This is a genomic window from Streptomyces sp. CNZ287 (assembly GCF_007827615.1).
The window spans coordinates 1-16,701 of the sequence record NZ_VISV01000006.1 but is presented as its reverse complement, the minus strand read 5'-3'; the positions used below and the strand labels follow the sequence as shown (position 1 = coordinate 16,701).

Sequence of the window (16,701 nt, the reverse complement as noted above, 5' to 3'; positions counted from 1 at the left end):
CGCCTCAGAGGCGGACCTCGCGGCGGGTGTCTATGCCCGTGCCGTACACCGGGTCGCGGCCCGGGACGTGGACCTCGCAGCTCGTCGCCCTGGCCCGGTAGAGCCGCAGTCCGGCGTCACCGCTGAGGTCCGGGGGCCGGAACCGCGTCGCTCCGGCGGCGACGGCGCCCCCGAACGCCTCGTCGCACGCCGCCGCGAGCTGCGCCTCCGGCACCTCCTCCGCCGTCGCGCCGACGTACACCGCGCGTCCTTCACCGATCGCCGCGGTGGAGTCGTAGACGACGAACTCGACGGCGGGCCGGGCCGCGACGTTGGCGGAGTGCCGCGCGCGGGGCGAGGAGACCCAGTAGAAGGTGCGATAACCGGCGTGCGTGAAGAACACCGGCGAGACCCGCGGCCGCCCGTCGGGCTCCGCGGTGCCCAGGGTGAGATAGCGGTTCGCGTCGAGCACGCTGCGCGCCAGCCCGGCCAGGTCGTCGGGAAGTGTCACGGCTGTCCCCCTTCACCGTTTGCGGCCGCCGCCGGCCGTCTGGCGACGGTATCCGACGCGACTGACAACCGCCGCCGGGCCGGCGCGGGCCCCGCCTCCCCGCTCTCAGCCCCGCGCCCCCACCGGCTCCGCCGCCTGTACTGCGACTGGGCCACGTGCACCGCCTCGTGCGGCTCCACGCCCGCGCGGCCGAGGACGAGTTCGAAGAGCGCCCGGTGCGGTTTGTACGCGCCGACCGCCTCGCCGGTGAAGACGTACGTGAAGGGGTCGCCCAGCTTGCGCACGCTGACGTCGATGATGTCGCGCTGGCTGTTGGAGATCGTGGCCAGCGGCGCGTGTGCGCCCACCAGGCGCAGCGTCCCGACGCTGTCGGCGAAGGGGGTCGGCTTCGGCCATCACGTCGCCGAGCGCGGCCAGTTCCGCGTCGTCCGCGGTGATCCCGGCCTCCGCGGCGAGGACCTCGGCCATGGTCGTGGCGAGCAGGTCGCGGTAGGGCAGGAAGCGGCCGTGGACGGCGGGCAGGGCGTAGCCGTAGTACCAGCGGCGGTGGAAGGCGGCGACGTGTCCTGCCCCCGTGCCGCGAACAGCGCGCGGAGGTGGGCGCGGAGGGCGCCGTCCCAGTCGATGAGGGTGCCGTAGGTGTCGAAGGTGATGAGCCGGGGGCGCGTCGGCAGCGGTGTGGGCGTGGCTCGACCGTAGGACCGTTCACTGACATTGATTAAGAGCTGATAACTCATGTGCGAAGCGGGCGGGGCTAGCCGGCGCTCCGCGTGCGCTTGCGCTCCCGGTAGGCGGTGACGTGGGCGCGGTTGCCGCAGCTCTTGGTGTCGCAGTAACGGCGCAGCCCCGGGCGGGAGGCGTCGACGAAGACGTTGGCGCAGTCGGCGCCGTCGCAGATCCGCAGCCGCCCCGCGCCGCCGTCGGCGATCGCGGTCAGCAGCGCGACCACGCACGACGTCGCCACCCGCTCGCCCAGCGGCGCCCGCGGACGGGCGTAGTGCCAGTGCCAGGCGCCGTCGTGGTCGGTGAGGTGGGGCTGCGCGCGCAGGTCGCGCAGGAGCGCGTTGAGGTCGGCGACGGACTTCTGCACGGGCGTGCCGCCGAAGACGAACCGCAGCCGCGGGCGCAGTCGCCGCAGCCGCTCCAGGTCGGCGGCGGAGACCGCGCGGCCGACGTCCCAGTGGTGCCGGGCGAGGAGCGCGGCCGCGTCCTCGCCGTCGCGCAGCCGGTCCCTGCCGGTGATGACGTCCAGGCTGTTGACCAGGTCGACGGCCGTGAGCGCGGCCTGCCCCGTGTAATCACTTACGGCCATGGTGACTTCCATTCGTACCCATTACTTAAGGAAAAGATACCAATGGCGGCGGGTGCGGCCCGCCCGTCACGCGACGCCCAGCGCCGCCCGTCACGCGACGCCCAGCGCCGCCCGTCACGCGACGCCCAGCGCCGCCCGTCACGCGACGCCCAGCGCCGCCCGTCCCGCGAGCACCACGGCGGTGTGCCGCGCGACCCGTGCGCCCAGGTGCTCGGCGGTCGCGATGTCGGCCTTGTGCACGGCGTCGGTGCCCAGGTCGCCCATGGTGGCCGCGGCGGCGCCGTTGAAGTAGCCGAGGCGGTTGAGGTCGTTCTCGCTCTCGTGGCTGAGGTGCCAGCCGGGCGCGAGGCCGAGGTTGACCCAGTGCATCTGGTGCTGGGCGGCGAGGGTCGCGAAGTACCCGAGGGTGATGTGCTTGTCGCCTGCCTTGCACGACGAGTGCGTGAAGCCCGCCCCGATCTTGTCCTTCCAGGACTGCGTCGACCAGCGCGTGCTGGTCGCCTCGGCGAAGACGTGGAACGCGCCGGAGGCGGAGCCCATGAGCGTCGGCGCCCCGAACACGATGGCGTCCGCGGCGTCCAGCGTCTCCCAGTCGCCGTCCTGCATCTCCTCGACGAGCACCATCGCCACCGTGCCGCCCGCCGCCTCGGCGCCGGACCTGACGGCCTCCGCCAGCACGTGGGTGTGGCCGCGGCGCGAGTGGTAGGCGATCGCGATGCTGGGTGACGTGTCCATCGAGTGGTTCCCCCGTTACCGGTCCATGGCCGATGCCGTAAAGGGCCAGGATCGGGCCGGGAGGTTGGCCGAGACTAACCCCTGGCTTGACGCCCACTTGGCGCGGCGGCGCGCGGTGAAGGGGGCAGGTTCCGGCCGCTCATCCGTGGCCGCTCTCGTAGTGGGCGCGGAGGAGGTCAAGGCCCCAGTCGTGGCGCGTGTGGCGCCATACGGAGTGGGCGTGGTTGCCGTCGTCCTGGGTGTTGTCGTACTCGATGAGGAAGTCCGGGGCGCGTACGCAGTAGTAGTGCCGGTCGCCCGGGGCGAGGCCGCCGGCCCAGGCGAACGAGAGCCGCTCCAGGCCCCCGGCCACCGTGTCCGACCAGCATGCGCGCGCGTACGCCTCGGGTGCCCGCGCCAGGTAGCGGCGGACCAGGCGCTCCAGCAGCGCGTGCTGGGCCGGGGTCATGGCCGCATACGTCAGGCCCGGCGGCAGCAGGTCCGGGTCGGCGAAGGGGTCGGCGCGGGTGAGGATGTCGTCCGGGGGCTCGGCGGAGTAGACCGCCGTGGTGCGGGCGGCGGTGTCCAGGTCCGTGACCAGTTCGCGGGCCAGATCCTCCTCGGGTCCCAGCAGCCGTCCCGCCCGCGGTCCCGAGGCGACGACCGCGGGCTCCGAGCCGACGAAGTGCGGGGTGACCCGCAGCCCCGTGGGCGTGATCAGCACGTGTACGGCCAGGTGGTGGCCGTTCATCCGCCAGCCCCACGGCCCTTCGCCGTCCGGGTCGCCGAGCAGCCGCAGCCAGTAGCGGTCGGGCCCGGGGCGGCCGGCCAGCTCGCGGCGGTGGCGCTCCACCTCGATCGCCCCGGCCGCCAGCCGCCCGCCGTGCGCGCTGTGCGCCGCGGCGAGCAGCGCGTCGACGGCCTCGCGCTGGTCGCCGTCCAGTTCCTCGGTGGACAGGCCGGGGCGGGGTCCCGGCAGGTATGTCCACTCGCGCAGCTCCGGCGTGTCCAGCCGGGCGGGCCCGGCGCGCAGCTCCCGTACCTGCGCAGGCGCCAGCACCGACAGCAGCGCCCGCGCGGCCTCCCGCATCCGCGCCGCGGTCGCCGCCGTGCCGGCCGTCCCCGTCCCGGCCGTCGCCGTTGGTTCGTCGGACCCGCCCACCCGTTCCTCCTGCCCGTCACGCGGTCACCGGGGGCGGCGCCCCCGGTGACCCATGGTGCAGTATGCCCGCACCGCGCGCGGGCGGAGCTCACGCCGTGTTGAGCGTCCACTTCTGGTTGGCGCCGCCCGTACACGACCGGATCTGCGTCTTCGTGCCGTCCGCGGAGGTGTTGCCGGTGACGTCGAGGCACTTCCCCGAGCCCGCGCCCACGACGTCGTGGGTCACGGGATCGTACGACCATTGCTGAGCCGCGGTGCCGTTGCAGCCGTAGAGCTGGACGGCGGTGCCGTTCGCCGTGCCCGCGCCGGCGACGTCCAGGCACTTGCCGAGCGCCCGTACGGTGCCGTCCGCGCCCAGGGTCCAGCGCTGCGCGGCGCTGCCGTTGCAGCCGTAGATCTGCACGGGGGTGCCGTCCGCGGTGGCGCCGCCCGCGACGTCGAGGCACTTGCCCGCGATGCCGGTCAGCGTGCCCGTACCCGTACCGGGTGCGGTGCCGGAGGGGGTGCCGGACCAGGTGAAGGTGGCGGTGGTGCGGGCGGGCAGGGAGTAGACGAAGGACTGGCCGCCCCAGTCGACGCGTACGGAGCGCGCGGACGTGCCCCCGTTGTGGGCGATCAGGGCCTTGGAGCCGTCGGGGTTGCGCCAGGCCACGTTCTGCACCGTGCTGCTGGCCGTGGAGGAGATGCGCCGGGCGCCGGGCTTGACGAACTTGGTGAGGTGGCCGGTGGTGTAGTACTCGATGGTGTTGTCGACCTGACCCGCCCGCGGGCCGCCCTCCTGGACCGTGACCAGGCCCGTGCAGGTGCCGCAGCCGCCGTTGTGCGGGCCCATGTCCTGGTTGAGCGCGAGGCTCCACTTGACCACGGTGCCGCTCCAGTTGCGGGTGTAGGTGACGATGTCGGCCATGTCCTCGTTGTGCTGGTTGCCGATCCAGGTGCCGCCGGAGTGCTCGGTGCTGAACTGCGGGACGTCCGGGTACTGCTGGTGCACCTGGCTGCCGACCGCCGGGTCGCCGGCGTAGCCGTGCCACGCGATGCCGCCGAAGAGCGGGTCGTTCCGCACCCCGGCGTCGGCGAGGATTGTCAGAGGGAGGTTCTAGGGTGGCGGAAACCGCCGGCCGAGGGGGCCGCGCGACCGCTGACACACGGAGAGACGAGCATGGCCACCAGGAAGGACACGCCGGCACCCGAGCAGCACGCCGCCGACAGCCACGACCTGATCCGTGTGCACGGAGCGCGCGAGAACAATCTGCGGAACGTCGACGTGGAGATCCCCAAGCGGCGGCTGACGGTCTTCACCGGCGTCTCCGGCTCGGGGAAGAGCTCGCTGGTCTTCGACACGATCGCCGCCGAGTCGCAGCGGATGATCAACGAGACGTACAGCACCTTCGTGCAGGGCTTCATGCCGACCCTCGCCCGGCCGGACGTGGACGTCCTCGAAGGGCTGACCACCGCGATCATCGTCGACCAGGAGCGCATGGGCGCCAACGCCCGCTCCACCGTCGGCACCGCCACCGACGCCAACGCGCTGCTGCGCATCCTCTTCAGCCGCCTCGGCGAGCCGCACGTCGGCCCGCCGAACGCCTTCTCCTTCAACGTCGCCTCCGCCCAGGGCACCGGCGCCGTCACCGTCGACCGCGGCGCGGGGGAGACGGTCAAGGAGGTGGCCTTCACCAGCACCGGCGGCATGTGCCCGCGCTGCGAGGGCATGGGCAGCATCTCCGACATCGACCTGAGCGAGCTGTACGACGAGACCAAGTCGCTCTCCGAGGGCGCGATCACCATCCCCGGTTACAAGGCCGGCGGCTGGATGGTGCGCCTCTACGCGGAGTCCGGTTTCTTCGACCCCGACAAGCCGATCGGCAAGTTCACCGACAAGGAGCTGCACGACTTCCTCCACCACGAGCAGACCAAGCTCAAGGTGAGCGGCATGAACGTGACCTACGAGGGTCTCGTTCCGCGGGTGCAGAAGTCCTTCCTGTCCAAGGACCGCGAGTCGATGCAGCCGCACATCCGGGCCTTCGTGGACCGGATCGCCACCTTCACCGCCTGCCCCGAGTGCGAGGGCACCCGGCTCAGCGCGGCCGCCCGCTCCTCCAAGGTCGCCGGCATCAGCATCGCCGATGCCTGCGCCATGCAGATCAACGACCTGGCCGAGTGGGCACGCGCACTGGACGAGCCCTCCGTGGCGCCGCTGCTGAAGACGCTGCGGGAGACGCTCGACTCGTTCGTGGAGATCGGCCTCGGCTATCTGTCGCTCGATCGCCCCTCGGGCACCCTGTCCGGCGGCGAGGCGCAGCGCACCAAGATGATCCGCCACCTCGGCTCCTCGCTCACCGACACCACCTACGTCTTCGACGAGCCCACCACCGGGCTGCACCCGCACGACATCCGGCGGATGAACGACCTGCTGCTGCGGCTGCGCGACAAGGGCAACACGGTGATGGTCGTCGAGCACAAGTCGGAGGTCATTTCGATCGCCGACCACATCGTGGACCTCGGCCCCGGCGCCGGCACCGCCGGGGGCACGGTCTGCTACGAGGGCACGGTGGACGGGCTGCGCGCCGCCGGCACGGTCACCGGCCGCCACCTCGACGACCGCGCCGGGCTCAAGGACACCGTGCGCAAGGCCACCGGCGCCCTGGAGATCCGCGGCGCAAGCACGCACAACCTCCAGAACGTCGACGTCGACATCCCCCTCGGCGTCCTCTGCGTGGTCACCGGCGTCGCCGGCTCCGGCAAGAGCTCGCTGGTGCACTCCTCGCTCCCCGCCGGTGCGGGCGTGGTCTCCGTCGACCAGGGCGCCATCCGCGGCTCCCGCCGCAGCAACCCGGCGACGTACACCGGGCTGCTCGACCCCATCCGCAAGGCGTTCGCGAACGCCAACGGCGTGAAGCCGGCGCTCTTCAGCGCCAACTCCGAGGGGGCCTGCCCCGCCTGCAAGGGCGCCGGCGTGATCTACACGGACCTCGGCATCATGGCCGGCGTCTCCACCACCTGCGAGGAGTGCGACGGCAAGAGGTTCCAGGCATCCGTCCTCGACTACCGTTTCGGCGGGCGCGACATCAGCGAGGTGCTGGCCATGCCCGTCGCGGAGGCCGAGGAGTTCTTCGCCGGGGGCGAGGCCCGTACGCCCGCGGCCCACCGGATACTCCGGCGGCTGACCGACGTCGGCCTCGGCTACGTCAGCATCGGTCAGCCGCTGACCACCCTGTCCGGCGGCGAGCGGCAGCGGCTCAAGCTGGCCACGCACATGGGCGACAAGGGCGGGATCTACGTCCTGGACGAGCCGACGACGGGACTGCACCTGGCGGACGTGGAGCAGTTGCTCGGACTGCTCGACCGACTGGTCGACGGCGGCAAGTCGGTCATCGTCATCGAGCACCACCAGGCCGTCATGGCGCACGCCGACTGGATCGTCGACCTCGGCCCCGGCGCCGGCCACGACGGCGGCCGGGTCGTCTTCGAGGGCACGCCGGCCGACCTGGTCGCCGACCGCTCGACGCTCACCGGGGAGCACCTCGCGGAGTACGTCGGGGCGTAGCGCGCCCCCGCGGCGGACACCCCCGGCCGCCGGCCGGAGGCGCCGTAGGAGGGGAACGGGCACCCGGCTAGCGCGCGCCCTCCAGCCGGGCCGAGCGGGCCGCGGCGGCCTCCGCGACCCGGCGGCTCTCCCGCGCGGTGCGCTCGGCGTCCGCCAACCGCTCGCGGGCCGCCTCCACCTGCCAGTTCGCCGTGTCCCGCGCCGCGCTCGCCGCCTCCATCTCGCGTTCCAGGACGGCGATGTACTCCTGTGCCTGGCGCAGCCCGGCCTCGGCCCTGGCCCGCTGCTGCTCGGCCTGGCGCACCTCGCCGTCCAGCCGGACGGCCTGCCACTGCGCCTCCTCGGCCTCCTGGCGCGCGCTGAGCATCTCCAGGAAGCCGGCGAGGTTCCGCACCGCGCCGGCCATCTGCTGGAGCATGAACGCGGCGGCCGCCACGTCGTGCACCTCGAAGTTGTTGGCGCTGCCGGTCTCGTCCGACACCCGCAGGAACGGCCGCCCGGGACTGCCGTCGGTCAACGAGTACGCGCACAGATCCACATCGAACCCCACTGTCTGGCGCGGGTCGCCCCGCCCCTGGAACATCGCCCCGGCATTCCAGCCCAGGTGCAGCACCCGGGTCAGGTCGTCACCGAGAGCCCCGAAATGGTCTTCCGGTGAGTCGGCCATGTTGCACCACGGCGGACAGACGAATTGGAGGCATTCATCCATGACGGTCACCCTCTTCGTATCGTCACGAACCGCACCCGACTGGAGTGTTGTCGCCCGCAGGGGGTAAGAGGGGCGGGAATGGCGATGACGCGGAGGGTCGAACTCGCCGCGTACGGACCGGTGATGGCGGTGCCCGCGGCCCGGGACGCGCCTGCACGCGCATGCGTATGCGACGCCAAGTCCCGTGCTACGAAGCGGAGTTACGAGTCCGCGAGCGCCCGGTCCACCAGCGGCCCGGCCGCACCGGTGTAGGAAGCGGGGTCGAGGAGCGCCGCCAGCGCCGGTTCGTCGAAGTGTTCGGCGATCGCGGGCACGGCCGCGAGGAGCCCCGGCATACCCGCGCCCGTACGCTCCGACTCCGCCGCCGCGTCGGTCAGCAACTCCTTCGCCCGCGCCTTGCCGAGCAGCGGCGCGAGCACCGCCGCGACCCGCTCGGAGGTGACCAGGTTCTCCGTCAGCCGCATGTTGGCGCGCATGCGTTCGGGCCTGACCTGGAGCCCCTCGGCCAGTTCGACGGCGGTGTGCGCCGCGCCGCCCGCCAGCCGCAGGCACTCGCGCAGCAGATGCCACTCGGCGTGCCACGCGCCGGCGGAGCGCTCGTCCTCGGTGACCATGCACTGGGTCACCGCGGCGGCCAGCGCCGGGACCTGGAGGGAGGCACTGCGGATCAGGGTGGCGAGGACCGGGTTCCGCTTGTGCGGCATCGCGGACGAGCCGCCGCGTCCCGCGACCGCGCGCTCGGCCACCTCGGCGACCTCGGTCCTGCCGAGGGACTGCACGTCGACGGCGATCTTGCCGAGCGCCCCGGCGACGACCGCGGTGACGGCCGCGACGTCGGCGATCGGGGTGCGCAGCACGTGCCAGGGCAGGGTGGCGGGCGCGAGCCCGGTCTCGTCGGCGAACGCCGCGGTCAGCCGCTCGACGTAGGCGCCGGAGTCCTCCGCGCCCGCGCCGTCCAGCGCCGCGTACTCCAGGTACCCGGCCAGCGTTCCCGCCGCCCCGCCGAGCGCCACCGGCAGCCCGCCGGCCAGCACCCGCTCCAGCCGCGCGGCCGCGTCCAGCACCAGCGCCCGCCAGCCGGCGGCCTTCAGCCCGAACGTCGTCGGCACCGCGTGCAGGGTCAGGGTCCGCCCGGCCATCAGCGTGTCGCGGTGGCCGGCCGCCAGCTCCGCCAGGGCGCCCGCGGTGCGCACCAGGTCGGCGTGGACGAGGCGCAGCGCCCGGTCGCACACCAGCATCGCGCCGGTGTCGAAGACGTCCTGGCTGGTCGAGCCCCGGTGCACGTACTCGGCGGCCGCGGGGTCGCGTTCGGCCACCACCCCGCTGAGCGCCTTGACCAGCCCGACGACCGGGTTGGCCGTCTCGCGGGCGGCGCAGGCGAGCGCGCGCAGGTCGAGCAGCTCGGCGCGGGCCGCGGCCGTGATCGCGGCGGCGGCGGTCGCGGGCATGGTGCCCGTACGGGCCTGGGCGCGCGCCAGCGCCGCCTCGGCGTCCAGCATCGCCTGAAGCCACGCCCGGTCCGACACGGCGGCTTCGACGGGGGTGCCGGCCCGTACGGGGGACAGGAGGCCGGCGTCGAGGTCGGTGGTCACGAAAGCTCCTCGGTGGCATGGGGGCGCGGGCCGTCCGCGGGGGTGAGGGCGAGGACGGCGCGGGCGATGGCGTCGGAGTCGCCGAGCGTCACGGAGTTCACCCCGGGGCGTATACCCGCGGCGGTCACCCAGTGCACGGCCTCGGTCGGCACGCCGTAGGCGAAGCGGCGGGGGTGGAGCACTCCCGCCGCGTCGAGCAGGCGGTACGGGCGCTCGCCGACGGCCAGTCCGCCGGTCACCACGTCGGCACCGGAGTCGCTGGAGATGCGGTACGGGCGGCACTGGCCGGTGGCGAGGAGGTGGGTGAGCAGCGGGTCGGCGGTGCGCCGGATGTCGGGCTCGGGCAGCCGCGCCTCGATGAGCGCCTCGGCCCGCACCGGCGGGCCCTTGACCCGGCTCGACTCGGCGACGAACGCCGGTTCTGCGCCCGTACGGTCGATGCGTACGCGCAGCTCCGGGCCCATGAACTCCAGGATGCCCGCGTGGGCGAGCGCGATGGTCTCCTCGATCCGGGAGGCGGGCGGGCCGATGGACAGGTAGGCATTCAGCGGCGTGTACCAGTTCTGCAGGTCGTCGCGGTACGAGATGCCTTCCAGACCGCCGTGGTCGACGACGAGGCGGATCTCGTTGCGCAGGTCGCGCAGCACGTCGAGCGCCGCCTTGAGCGGCCCGCTGACGTTGCCCTCGCGGGCCTCGCGGACGTCCTCGGCGAGGTGCCCGAGCAGCCAGTCGCGGAACTCGTCCCGGCTGGCGAACTCGCGTGTCGCGTACGGGCGGTCGATGCGGTCCCAGTCCCAGCGGTCCGCGGCGGGGATCCGGTGCTCGTCGAGCAGCGCGGCCTCCACCTCGGCGGTCGGCGCGGCGAGGTATCGCGCGACGAACGCCTCCCGCTCCTCTCCCCGGCCCCGCGCCGCGAGGAGGGCGCCGTAGTAGACGCTCGCGACCTCCTTGGCGATCAGCGGCCACAGGTCGACGGCGAAGTACACCCGCCGGCCCGCGGCGCCGCGCTCGCGCAGCCGGGCGATGACCTCGGGGGTGAGCAGCCGCGGCTCGTAACGGCCGTGCGCGCCCTTCTCGTTGTGGCCGCGCGCGTGGTACGGAACGCCGCGCCGGGAGCCCGCGAACAGCCGCGGCTCGCGGCCCGACGGCCGGTACACCAGCCGGTCGCCGCTGCGCTCGAACCGGCCGCCGCGGCCGGTGGTGAGCAGGGCGAGGTGGTCGAAGAAGTTCAGCCCGAGCCCGCGCAGCACCACGTTCTGCCCCGGCTTGATCCCGGACAGGTCGGCGTCGGCGGGGTTCACGGGCGTGACGAGCACGAGCCCGCACACGGCCGCCTCCCGCGCCAGCTCCTTCTCACGCTCGGTGGCGCGCGCCGGCAGGTGCCCCTGGGCGAGGACGACGGCATCGAGGTGATGTAAGCGGGTGCCGTCCGCGAGGGCGAGGCACTGGCCGGCCCCGTCCTCCTCCTCGTCCAGCGCGATCGCCGTGGACCGGTGGACGAGCACGGTCACGTGCTCGGGGGCGCCGGCCACCACCCGGTGGAAGGTGTCGCCCAGGTAGTGCCCGTAGAACGCCCGCGTCGGATAGTCGTCGGGCCCCAACTGGCGCGCCTCGGCCAGGGCACCGCCCGGCAGCTCGGGGCCGCCCCCGTCGCCCCGCACGACGGACCGCGCCCACTCGTACAGGCTGGGCCCGGCCTCGATCGGCCCCTCCATCTCCACGCTGTCGTCGGTGTAGACGGTGACCTGGGAGGCGACGGTGTTCATGAGCAGCAGATCCGGCTGGTCGGTGCGCCACACCCGGCCCGCCCCCGGCGGGTGCGGGTCGACGACGTGGACGCGCAGCTCCCCGTGGGACGGGGACTTTCGCTCGTTGGCGCAGATCCGCTCCAGGACCGACAGGCCGCGCGGCCCGGCGCCGACGACGCAGACGTTCAACTGCCCGTTGGACATGGACACCTACTCCTCGGAAGCGATGTACAGACCCTTGGGCAGGAGAATTCCACAATGCCCGACCTCACAGCGATGACAAGTTCCTGTGAGGTGTCCGGGGCGGGCTCCAGCGGCAGGGCGCTGACGTGCGGATGGCCGCCCGGGCGGGCCCTTGATGCGGTAGGAAGGCCGGGGCGGTCGCCGGTGGGGAGGCGGTGCGGGTGGAGAACGTCCTTCCGGGCGTGGTGGGCGCTCATCGGACTGGGGGGGTGCTGCCCGGCACCTGGTCGACCAAGCGCAGCGAGGACCGGCGGTGGCTGCGGGAGCAGAAGCTGAAGAGCGCGGCCGACATGATCACGGCCGGGCCGCACCTGTACGAGGCCCAGCTCGACGGCAGCGACCAGCCCGGCCGAGCACGGCGGACCGGGTGGCGTGGCAGGACCGGCTGCAGACGGGCAGGTCGCACGTTCACCTGCGGTGCGGTCCCGGGACGCGCGCCGCGGCGGACCGCTTCTCCGGTCTGGTGTGGCGGAACGAGGGCACGCGGAACGTGTCCGACCAGGCGGACGTGACGGCGGCGCTGCGCGCGTTCAACCGGCATCTGCGCGGCGAGATCCGGTCGGACGGGCGCCGGCCCGGCCCGCGTACCGCGGCCGGGCGCTGACCGCGCACCGGGCCGGGAGCCGTACCCTCCGCGCGCCGGCCGGTGGAGCCGCCCCGCCACGTCGGGCCGGGCCCGCGGCCGTCACGCGGTAGCGTCGGCCGAGTGCGCTACGTGATCACCGTCCCGGTGTGCCGGTCGTGAATCCGTGCAGTACGGGCTCGCGTACCCGGTGGACGCGCATCGGCCGGCTCTGGTGGGTGCTGGCGGCCGGGCTGATCACGGTGGGGCTGCTGCTGGCGGTCTCGCAGCGCGGCGAACTGCGCCGCGCCCTCGAACTGCTGACCCACGTGAGCCCGGCCAAGGCGCTGGTCGCGCTGGTGTGCCAGGCGGGGTGCCTGGCGTGCCTGGCCGGGCTGCAGCAGTGGCTGCTGGCGGTCGGCGGGGTGCGGGTGTCGCTGGCCGCGATGGGCCGGTTGGTGCTGGCGGCGAACGCGATGGCCGGTGCGCTGCCGGGCGGCGCGGCGTTCGGCACGGCCTGGCTCTACCGGGAGTTCCGGCGCCGGGGCGCGGACCGGGCGCTGACGGCGGGGGTGCTGGCGGCCTCCGGAGTGTTCTCCGCGCTGGCCCTGGTGGTCGTGATCGTGCTGGGCGTGCTCCTGGCCGGGACCCGGGGGCCGGGCATGACTCTGCTGTGGGCGCTCGCCATCCTGGCGCTGCTGGCCCTGGCCGGCCTGATCGTGCTGCGCTCACCGGCCGTACGGAAGGCGCTCGGCCGCCGCTGGGAGCGGATCGCGGCCCGGCACGAGGGCCTCGGCTCGGCCGGCCGGGCGACCCGGGACCTCATCGCGCACGCCCGCACGGTCCGGCCCGGGCTGCGCCCCTGGCTGACGCCGGCCGCGCTGGCCCTGCTCAACTGGCTGCTCGACGCGGCCTGCCTGCTGGCCAGCCTGTGGGCGCTGGGTCTCCCGGTGCCCTGGAGCGGCCTGCTGCTCGCCTTCGCGCTGGTGCAGATCCCGGTCAGCGCCCGCATCACCCCCGGCGGGCTGGGCATCGCGGAGGCCAGCCTGACGGGCCTGCTGGTCGTCTACGGGCTCCACCCCGGCCAGGCGTTCGCCGCAACGCTGCTCTACCGGATCTTCAGTTACTGGCTGCTCGAACCGATCGGCGGGGCCTGCTGGCTCGTCACCGCACTGGAGCGCAAGCGGTGAGCGGACCGCGGGTGCCGAGGCCGGGCGGCCCGCCGGTGCTCCGGACGCGGGGGCGCCGGGGGACGCCGGGTGAAGGGGCGGTGTGGCTGAGCCGCCGTCCGGGAGCGGTGCCCCACGCTTGCCGGGTGACGGGAACGACGGGGCGCGTGCGCGGCAGCACGGCGGGTCCGCCGGGGCCCGCCGCGGTGCTGCCGAGCCCGAGCGAGGAGCAGCCGGGCGCTGCGGCGGGTCGGCAGGGCCTGGGGGCGGGTGTCGGCGGCCCCCGAGGTGTGGCGGGAGGCGCTGCCGGTGGAGCCGGACGCCGGGTCGTTCCCGGGTGCCGCTCACCCCGCTGCGGGCGCGCGCCGCGGAGGGCCGGGCGGTGCCGGTGCCGGAGGGCGTCGGCCCGGCGGAGGCGGGCTCGCTCGTCCGCCGGGTGCTGGTCCGGGCGCCGCTGGCGAGTTCGGCGTTCGCCAAGGAGCGGATGCGGAAGCCGGTGGCGGTGCCGGTGCTGTCGGCGGACGTGCTGTCGTCGGTGGCGTACGCGCCGGAGGCGATGCTCGCCGTGCTGGTGCTGGTGCTGGTGCTGGTGGGCACGGCTGGCCTCGCGTACGCGCTGCCCATCGCCGCGATCGTCGTCTTCCTGATCTGGCGGTGGGCGTGTCGTACCGCCAGACGATCCGCGCCCACCCGCACGGCGGCGGCTCGTACATCGTCGCCATGCTCGTCCTGATCGGGTACGGGCTCGTCGACGCGGCGCGCGGCGGCTTCCACCGGGTGCCCGCGCCCCATGCGCCCGTCACCGAGGCCGTCGGTGTGCCGCGGACCGCAGGCCCCGGCCCGCCCGCACCGCGGCCGGGCTGCCGGCCGACCGCGAGACCGAGGAGATCCCCGGGGAGATCGACCACCTGCCGGTGGTCCCCATCGCCACCCTGGACCTCGCCGGCATGCGCACGCTCGCGTACGCCGCCTTCCTCGGGCAACCCGTGCTGGCCGTCCACATCAGCATCTCCGAGGAGGAGGAGCGCCGCTTCCGCGCCTATCCGGACCTGACCCTGACGGCGATCCTCCCGGAGGTCGTCACCCGGCACCGGCGGCACCAGATCCTGCACAGCCGCACGGCGGGCAGGCTGCGGCGGGGCCTGCGGCACCTGGCGAAGATCGTCATCACGACGGTCCCGTTCCACCTGCCGTGCTGAGGGCCGGCCCGGCGGGCCGCCGGGATGCCGCATGACTTTCGGAATGGGGGCGGCGAATCGGGGGAGGCGAGGCGCAGGGAGCGCGGTGACCGGCGGCGGGGTCCGCAGGTTGGGCCCTCCCTGGGGGAGGAGGGCAGCGGCGGCCTGCGCCGGCCGGTTCCGTCAGCAGGTCGCGCGTTTTCATCTGCTTGTGCGGGCGGGGTCGGTCGTGGCCGGCGTCTGTGTCCCGGGGAGGTGCTGTGCGGGTACGGACGTCGTCTTGCCGGGAGGGGGCACTGCGTCTTCGGTGTTCGTACGGCGCCGGAGGGAGTGGAGTCCGGCTTCGGCGGCTCGGTAGAAGCGGTCTGGCAGGAACACCGCGTCCGCGATGATCATCGCGCCGGAGAAGAAGGGAAGGCCCATGAGTACGGCGATTCCCAGGTGCATGCCCAGCGTCATGACCAGCACCGGATACTTGAGCCTGCCGAACAGTACGAAGGGGAACGAAATCTGGAGCAGCACCGCCATGTAGCCGGCGAGAGCGAGCAGTTGCAGGTGCTCGGACGCGAGGCCGGAGAGCGCGGGCCAGGGCTGGAAGAGGTCGAGGTGTGTGACGTAGTGCAGCGCGGTTCCGTTGCCCCAGGTGTCTCCTTGCACCTTGTAGAGCCCGGCGGCCCCGTAGACGATGCAGACCTGAGCGGCGATGACGAACATGCCGCAGTTGTGCAGCAGCGTCGTCACCTGTCGTCGAGCGGTTTCCAGTTGGCAGAGCCAGGGGGCCATGGACAGGTTCCCCTTGGCCGTACCGCGTCCCCTCGCGCGGCAGGCACGGCGCGCGTCAAGCGACCAGCGGCGGCCGCAGGCGGTGAAGCAGAGATACACCGCCATGAGCAGGACGATGTTGTCTCCGCCGTCGGTGCTGAAGATGGCCCGGGCGTGGAAGGACGTCACGACGAAGGCGAACAGGAGTGATGTCGCCCTGGTGCGCCATCCGGCCGCGAAGAGCAGAGAGGTGAGGAGTGCGGCCCCGTAGCAGAGTTCGAAGTAGAGCGGGTCGTCGGAGAGCGTCAGGAAACTGGTCCAGCTCGTCTGGTCGAAGAGCTGCCGCGCGAGATCCGGTGTCCAGGGTGCTTCGGGCCCCCACAGCTCGTCCCGGTGCGGAAACTCTCTGAGCAAGAACGCGAAGTAGAGCGTTCCGTACCCGATGCGCAGCACGGCTGCGGCGTGGAGGGACACCTCTCTCTCTACGAGCATCATGCGCATGCCGCCGACGCGTTCGAGGAGCCGATCTGGCCTGGATCCGGCGGTCCGTACGCCTCTGCGAGTGGGCGGGGACGGCGCGGGAGTCCGGTCAGAGTGCATCGCGTTCCACCTTCCACCACGGCAGGTTCCGTGTTTCCGCGGGCTGGGGTTGCGGCCGGGAGCCCTCCGCGCCGGCGGGGCCCGTGATGGGCTGCGTGACCACGCGCATCTGAAGGGCCTCGAAGTCTCCGCCCCGTGCCGCTGAGACTCGTTGTGCGGCCACGTTGCGTAGGTACTGCTCCATCATCACGGCGCGTTCGGAGTGGGATTCATCGGTGTTGCCGTGCATTTCGACGTAAGCGGTCCATGCCCGGCGCAGCGTGTTCTGTGCCGTGTGGCTTGGTGCGATGTGGTGCCGTACCGCGGCGTTGTCCAAGGCGGTGAGATCGAACCAGGGGCTGACCTGTGACTCACCGTCGGCCGTGGTGTGCCGTGTTCGCACGGAGATCTGCCGGTCGACCGATTCCGGGTTCGGGGCGAACAACCGCCAATTCTGCTCGAAGAGTGGATACACCCAGGAGTGGATCTGCTTTTCGTAGCGTTGCGAGAAGGGATTGGAGGGTGCCACGTGCAAGAACACCAGGGCGAGGTGAGCGATCGTCATCACCAGGCCCAGGGCAACCATGCCGCTGACCACAGTTCTCAGGTGACGCGACAGGGCCGTCGAGCGTCGCGATGCTGCGGTGTCCACCCATGGCGGAGGTTCAGAAGGGGCTTCTTTCAGGCTCACCGAATTACTGTCGTTCATTACGCGGTCACGACCGGCATGTTCCATCTTGACCGACGTCTCCTTCTTGTGTTCGTACGCTTCAGCGTCAAGTCGGCGGGGGGGGGGGGGGGGGGGCCCCCCCCCCCCCCCCCCCCCCCCCCCCCCCCCCCCCCCCCCCCCCCCCCCCCCCCCCCCCCCCCCCCCCCCCGGGGGGGGGGCCGGGGGGGGGCCCCCGTGGCACACCGCCCCCACCCCCGCGCCCCCCCC

15 protein-coding genes and 1 pseudogene are annotated in these 16,701 nt (G+C 73.3%); 5 read left to right on the top strand and 11 right to left on the bottom strand.

The window, feature by feature from the left end:
* Positions 1 to 4 precede the first annotated feature (4 nt).
* The 6 genes and pseudogenes from FB457_RS13440 to FB457_RS13415 all read right to left on the bottom strand — a co-directional run.
* The gene (locus tag FB457_RS13440) at positions 5 to 490 is read right to left on the bottom strand and encodes a pyridoxamine 5'-phosphate oxidase family protein (RefSeq protein ID WP_047015858.1); all 486 of its coding nucleotides are present in this window, start codon (positions 488 to 490) and stop codon (positions 5 to 7) included.
* Positions 487 to 837: an HAD-IA family hydrolase gene (locus tag FB457_RS36130; protein ID WP_253911214.1), complete on the bottom strand. Its 351-nt coding sequence runs from the start codon at positions 835 to 837 to the stop codon at positions 487 to 489. The genes FB457_RS13440 and FB457_RS36130 overlap by 4 nt, the downstream gene beginning before the upstream one ends.
* A 407-nt stretch (positions 838 to 1,244) precedes the next feature.
* Entirely contained in the window at positions 1,245 to 1,802 is a 558-nt protein-coding gene (locus tag FB457_RS13430) for a CGNR zinc finger domain-containing protein (protein WP_047015857.1), read from the bottom strand.
* A 138-nt stretch (positions 1,803 to 1,940) separates the two neighbouring features.
* Complete coding sequence (locus FB457_RS13425) at positions 1,941 to 2,537, bottom strand: flavodoxin family protein (protein WP_145782003.1); 597 nt, start codon at positions 2,535 to 2,537, stop codon at positions 1,941 to 1,943.
* A 139-nt stretch (positions 2,538 to 2,676) separates the two neighbouring features.
* A complete protein-coding gene (locus tag FB457_RS13420; protein WP_486589027.1) occupies positions 2,677 to 3,678 on the bottom strand; it encodes a DUF3500 domain-containing protein in 1,002 nt (333 codons plus the stop codon).
* A gap of 88 nt (positions 3,679 to 3,766) precedes the next feature.
* Positions 3,767 to 4,759: pseudogene (locus FB457_RS13415) on the bottom strand (ricin-type beta-trefoil lectin domain protein); the annotation flags it as partial.
* Positions 4,760 to 4,837: 78 nt separating this feature from the next.
* Between FB457_RS13415 and FB457_RS13410 the strand changes: the two are divergent.
* Positions 4,838 to 7,222: an ATP-binding cassette domain-containing protein gene (locus tag FB457_RS13410; protein ID WP_047015855.1), complete on the top strand. Its 2,385-nt coding sequence runs from the start codon at positions 4,838 to 4,840 to the stop codon at positions 7,220 to 7,222.
* A gap of 67 nt (positions 7,223 to 7,289) precedes the next feature.
* Here the strand turns inward: FB457_RS13410 and FB457_RS13405 are convergent, their stop codons facing one another.
* The 3 genes from FB457_RS13405 to FB457_RS13395 form a co-directional block, all read right to left on the bottom strand.
* Positions 7,290 to 7,889 (bottom strand): tropomyosin, encoded by a 600-nt coding sequence (locus FB457_RS13405; RefSeq protein ID WP_240662094.1) that lies wholly within the window; start codon positions 7,887 to 7,889, stop codon positions 7,290 to 7,292.
* A 242-nt stretch (positions 7,890 to 8,131) separates the two neighbouring features.
* Entirely contained in the window at positions 8,132 to 9,523 is a 1,392-nt protein-coding gene (locus FB457_RS13400) for a nitrosuccinate lyase (protein ID WP_145782001.1), read from the bottom strand.
* Positions 9,520 to 11,475: an FAD/NAD(P)-binding protein gene (locus FB457_RS13395; protein ID WP_047015853.1), complete on the bottom strand. Its 1,956-nt coding sequence runs from the start codon at positions 11,473 to 11,475 to the stop codon at positions 9,520 to 9,522. The genes FB457_RS13400 and FB457_RS13395 overlap by 4 nt, the downstream gene beginning before the upstream one ends.
* Positions 11,476 to 11,881: 406 nt before the next feature.
* On the opposite strand from FB457_RS13395, the gene FB457_RS13390 reads away from it, so the two are divergent.
* The 4 genes from FB457_RS13390 (at position 11,882) to FB457_RS36120 (ending at position 14,444) form a co-directional block, all read left to right on the top strand.
* Positions 11,882 to 12,118 (top strand): hypothetical protein, encoded by a 237-nt coding sequence (locus FB457_RS13390; RefSeq protein ID WP_052770291.1) that lies wholly within the window; start codon positions 11,882 to 11,884, stop codon positions 12,116 to 12,118.
* A 128-nt stretch (positions 12,119 to 12,246) separates the two neighbouring features.
* Positions 12,247 to 13,266, top strand: a complete 1,020-nt coding sequence (locus FB457_RS13385; RefSeq protein ID WP_253911213.1) for a lysylphosphatidylglycerol synthase transmembrane domain-containing protein — start codon at positions 12,247 to 12,249, stop codon at positions 13,264 to 13,266.
* Between the two features lie 316 nt (positions 13,267 to 13,582).
* A complete protein-coding gene (locus FB457_RS36125; RefSeq protein ID WP_486589026.1) occupies positions 13,583 to 13,978 on the top strand; it encodes a hypothetical protein in 396 nt (131 codons plus the stop codon).
* Positions 13,979 to 14,159: 181 nt separating this feature from the next.
* A complete protein-coding gene (locus FB457_RS36120; protein WP_047015852.1) occupies positions 14,160 to 14,444 on the top strand; it encodes a hypothetical protein in 285 nt (94 codons plus the stop codon).
* 180 nt (positions 14,445 to 14,624) lie between these two features.
* On the opposite strand, the gene FB457_RS13375 is transcribed toward FB457_RS36120, so the two are convergent.
* Both FB457_RS13375 and FB457_RS13370 read right to left on the bottom strand, forming a co-directional pair.
* Positions 14,625 to 15,686: an HTTM domain-containing protein gene (locus FB457_RS13375; RefSeq protein WP_107086102.1), complete on the bottom strand. Its 1,062-nt coding sequence runs from the start codon at positions 15,684 to 15,686 to the stop codon at positions 14,625 to 14,627.
* 88 nt (positions 15,687 to 15,774) lie between these two features.
* The gene (locus FB457_RS13370; RefSeq protein WP_253911211.1) at positions 15,775 to 16,500 is read right to left on the bottom strand and encodes a DUF5819 family protein; all 726 of its coding nucleotides are present in this window, start codon (positions 16,498 to 16,500) and stop codon (positions 15,775 to 15,777) included.
* Between the last annotated feature and the right edge of the window lie 201 nt (positions 16,501 to 16,701).

Excerpts from the sequence above, each read along its gene's own strand:
- FB457_RS13430 (WP_047015857.1), bottom strand. The coding sequence starts at position 1,802 with ATGGCCGTAAGTGATTACACGGGGCAGGCCGCGCTCACGGCCGTCGAC.
- FB457_RS13425 (WP_145782003.1), bottom strand. The coding sequence starts at position 2,537 with ATGGACACGTCACCCAGCATCGCGATCGCCTACCACTCGCGCCGCGGC.
- FB457_RS13395 (WP_047015853.1), bottom strand. The coding sequence starts at position 11,475 with ATGTCCAACGGGCAGTTGAACGTCTGCGTCGTCGGCGCCGGGCCGCGC.
- FB457_RS13375 (WP_107086102.1), bottom strand. The coding sequence starts at position 15,686 with ATGCGCATGATGCTCGTAGAGAGAGAGGTGTCCCTCCACGCCGCAGCC.
- FB457_RS13370 (WP_253911211.1), bottom strand. The coding sequence starts at position 16,500 with ATGGAACATGCCGGTCGTGACCGCGTAATGAACGACAGTAATTCGGTG.
- FB457_RS13410 (WP_047015855.1), top strand. The coding sequence starts at position 4,838 with ATGGCCACCAGGAAGGACACGCCGGCACCCGAGCAGCACGCCGCCGAC.
- FB457_RS13405 (WP_240662094.1), bottom strand. The coding sequence starts at position 7,889 with ATGGCCGACTCACCGGAAGACCATTTCGGGGCTCTCGGTGACGACCTG.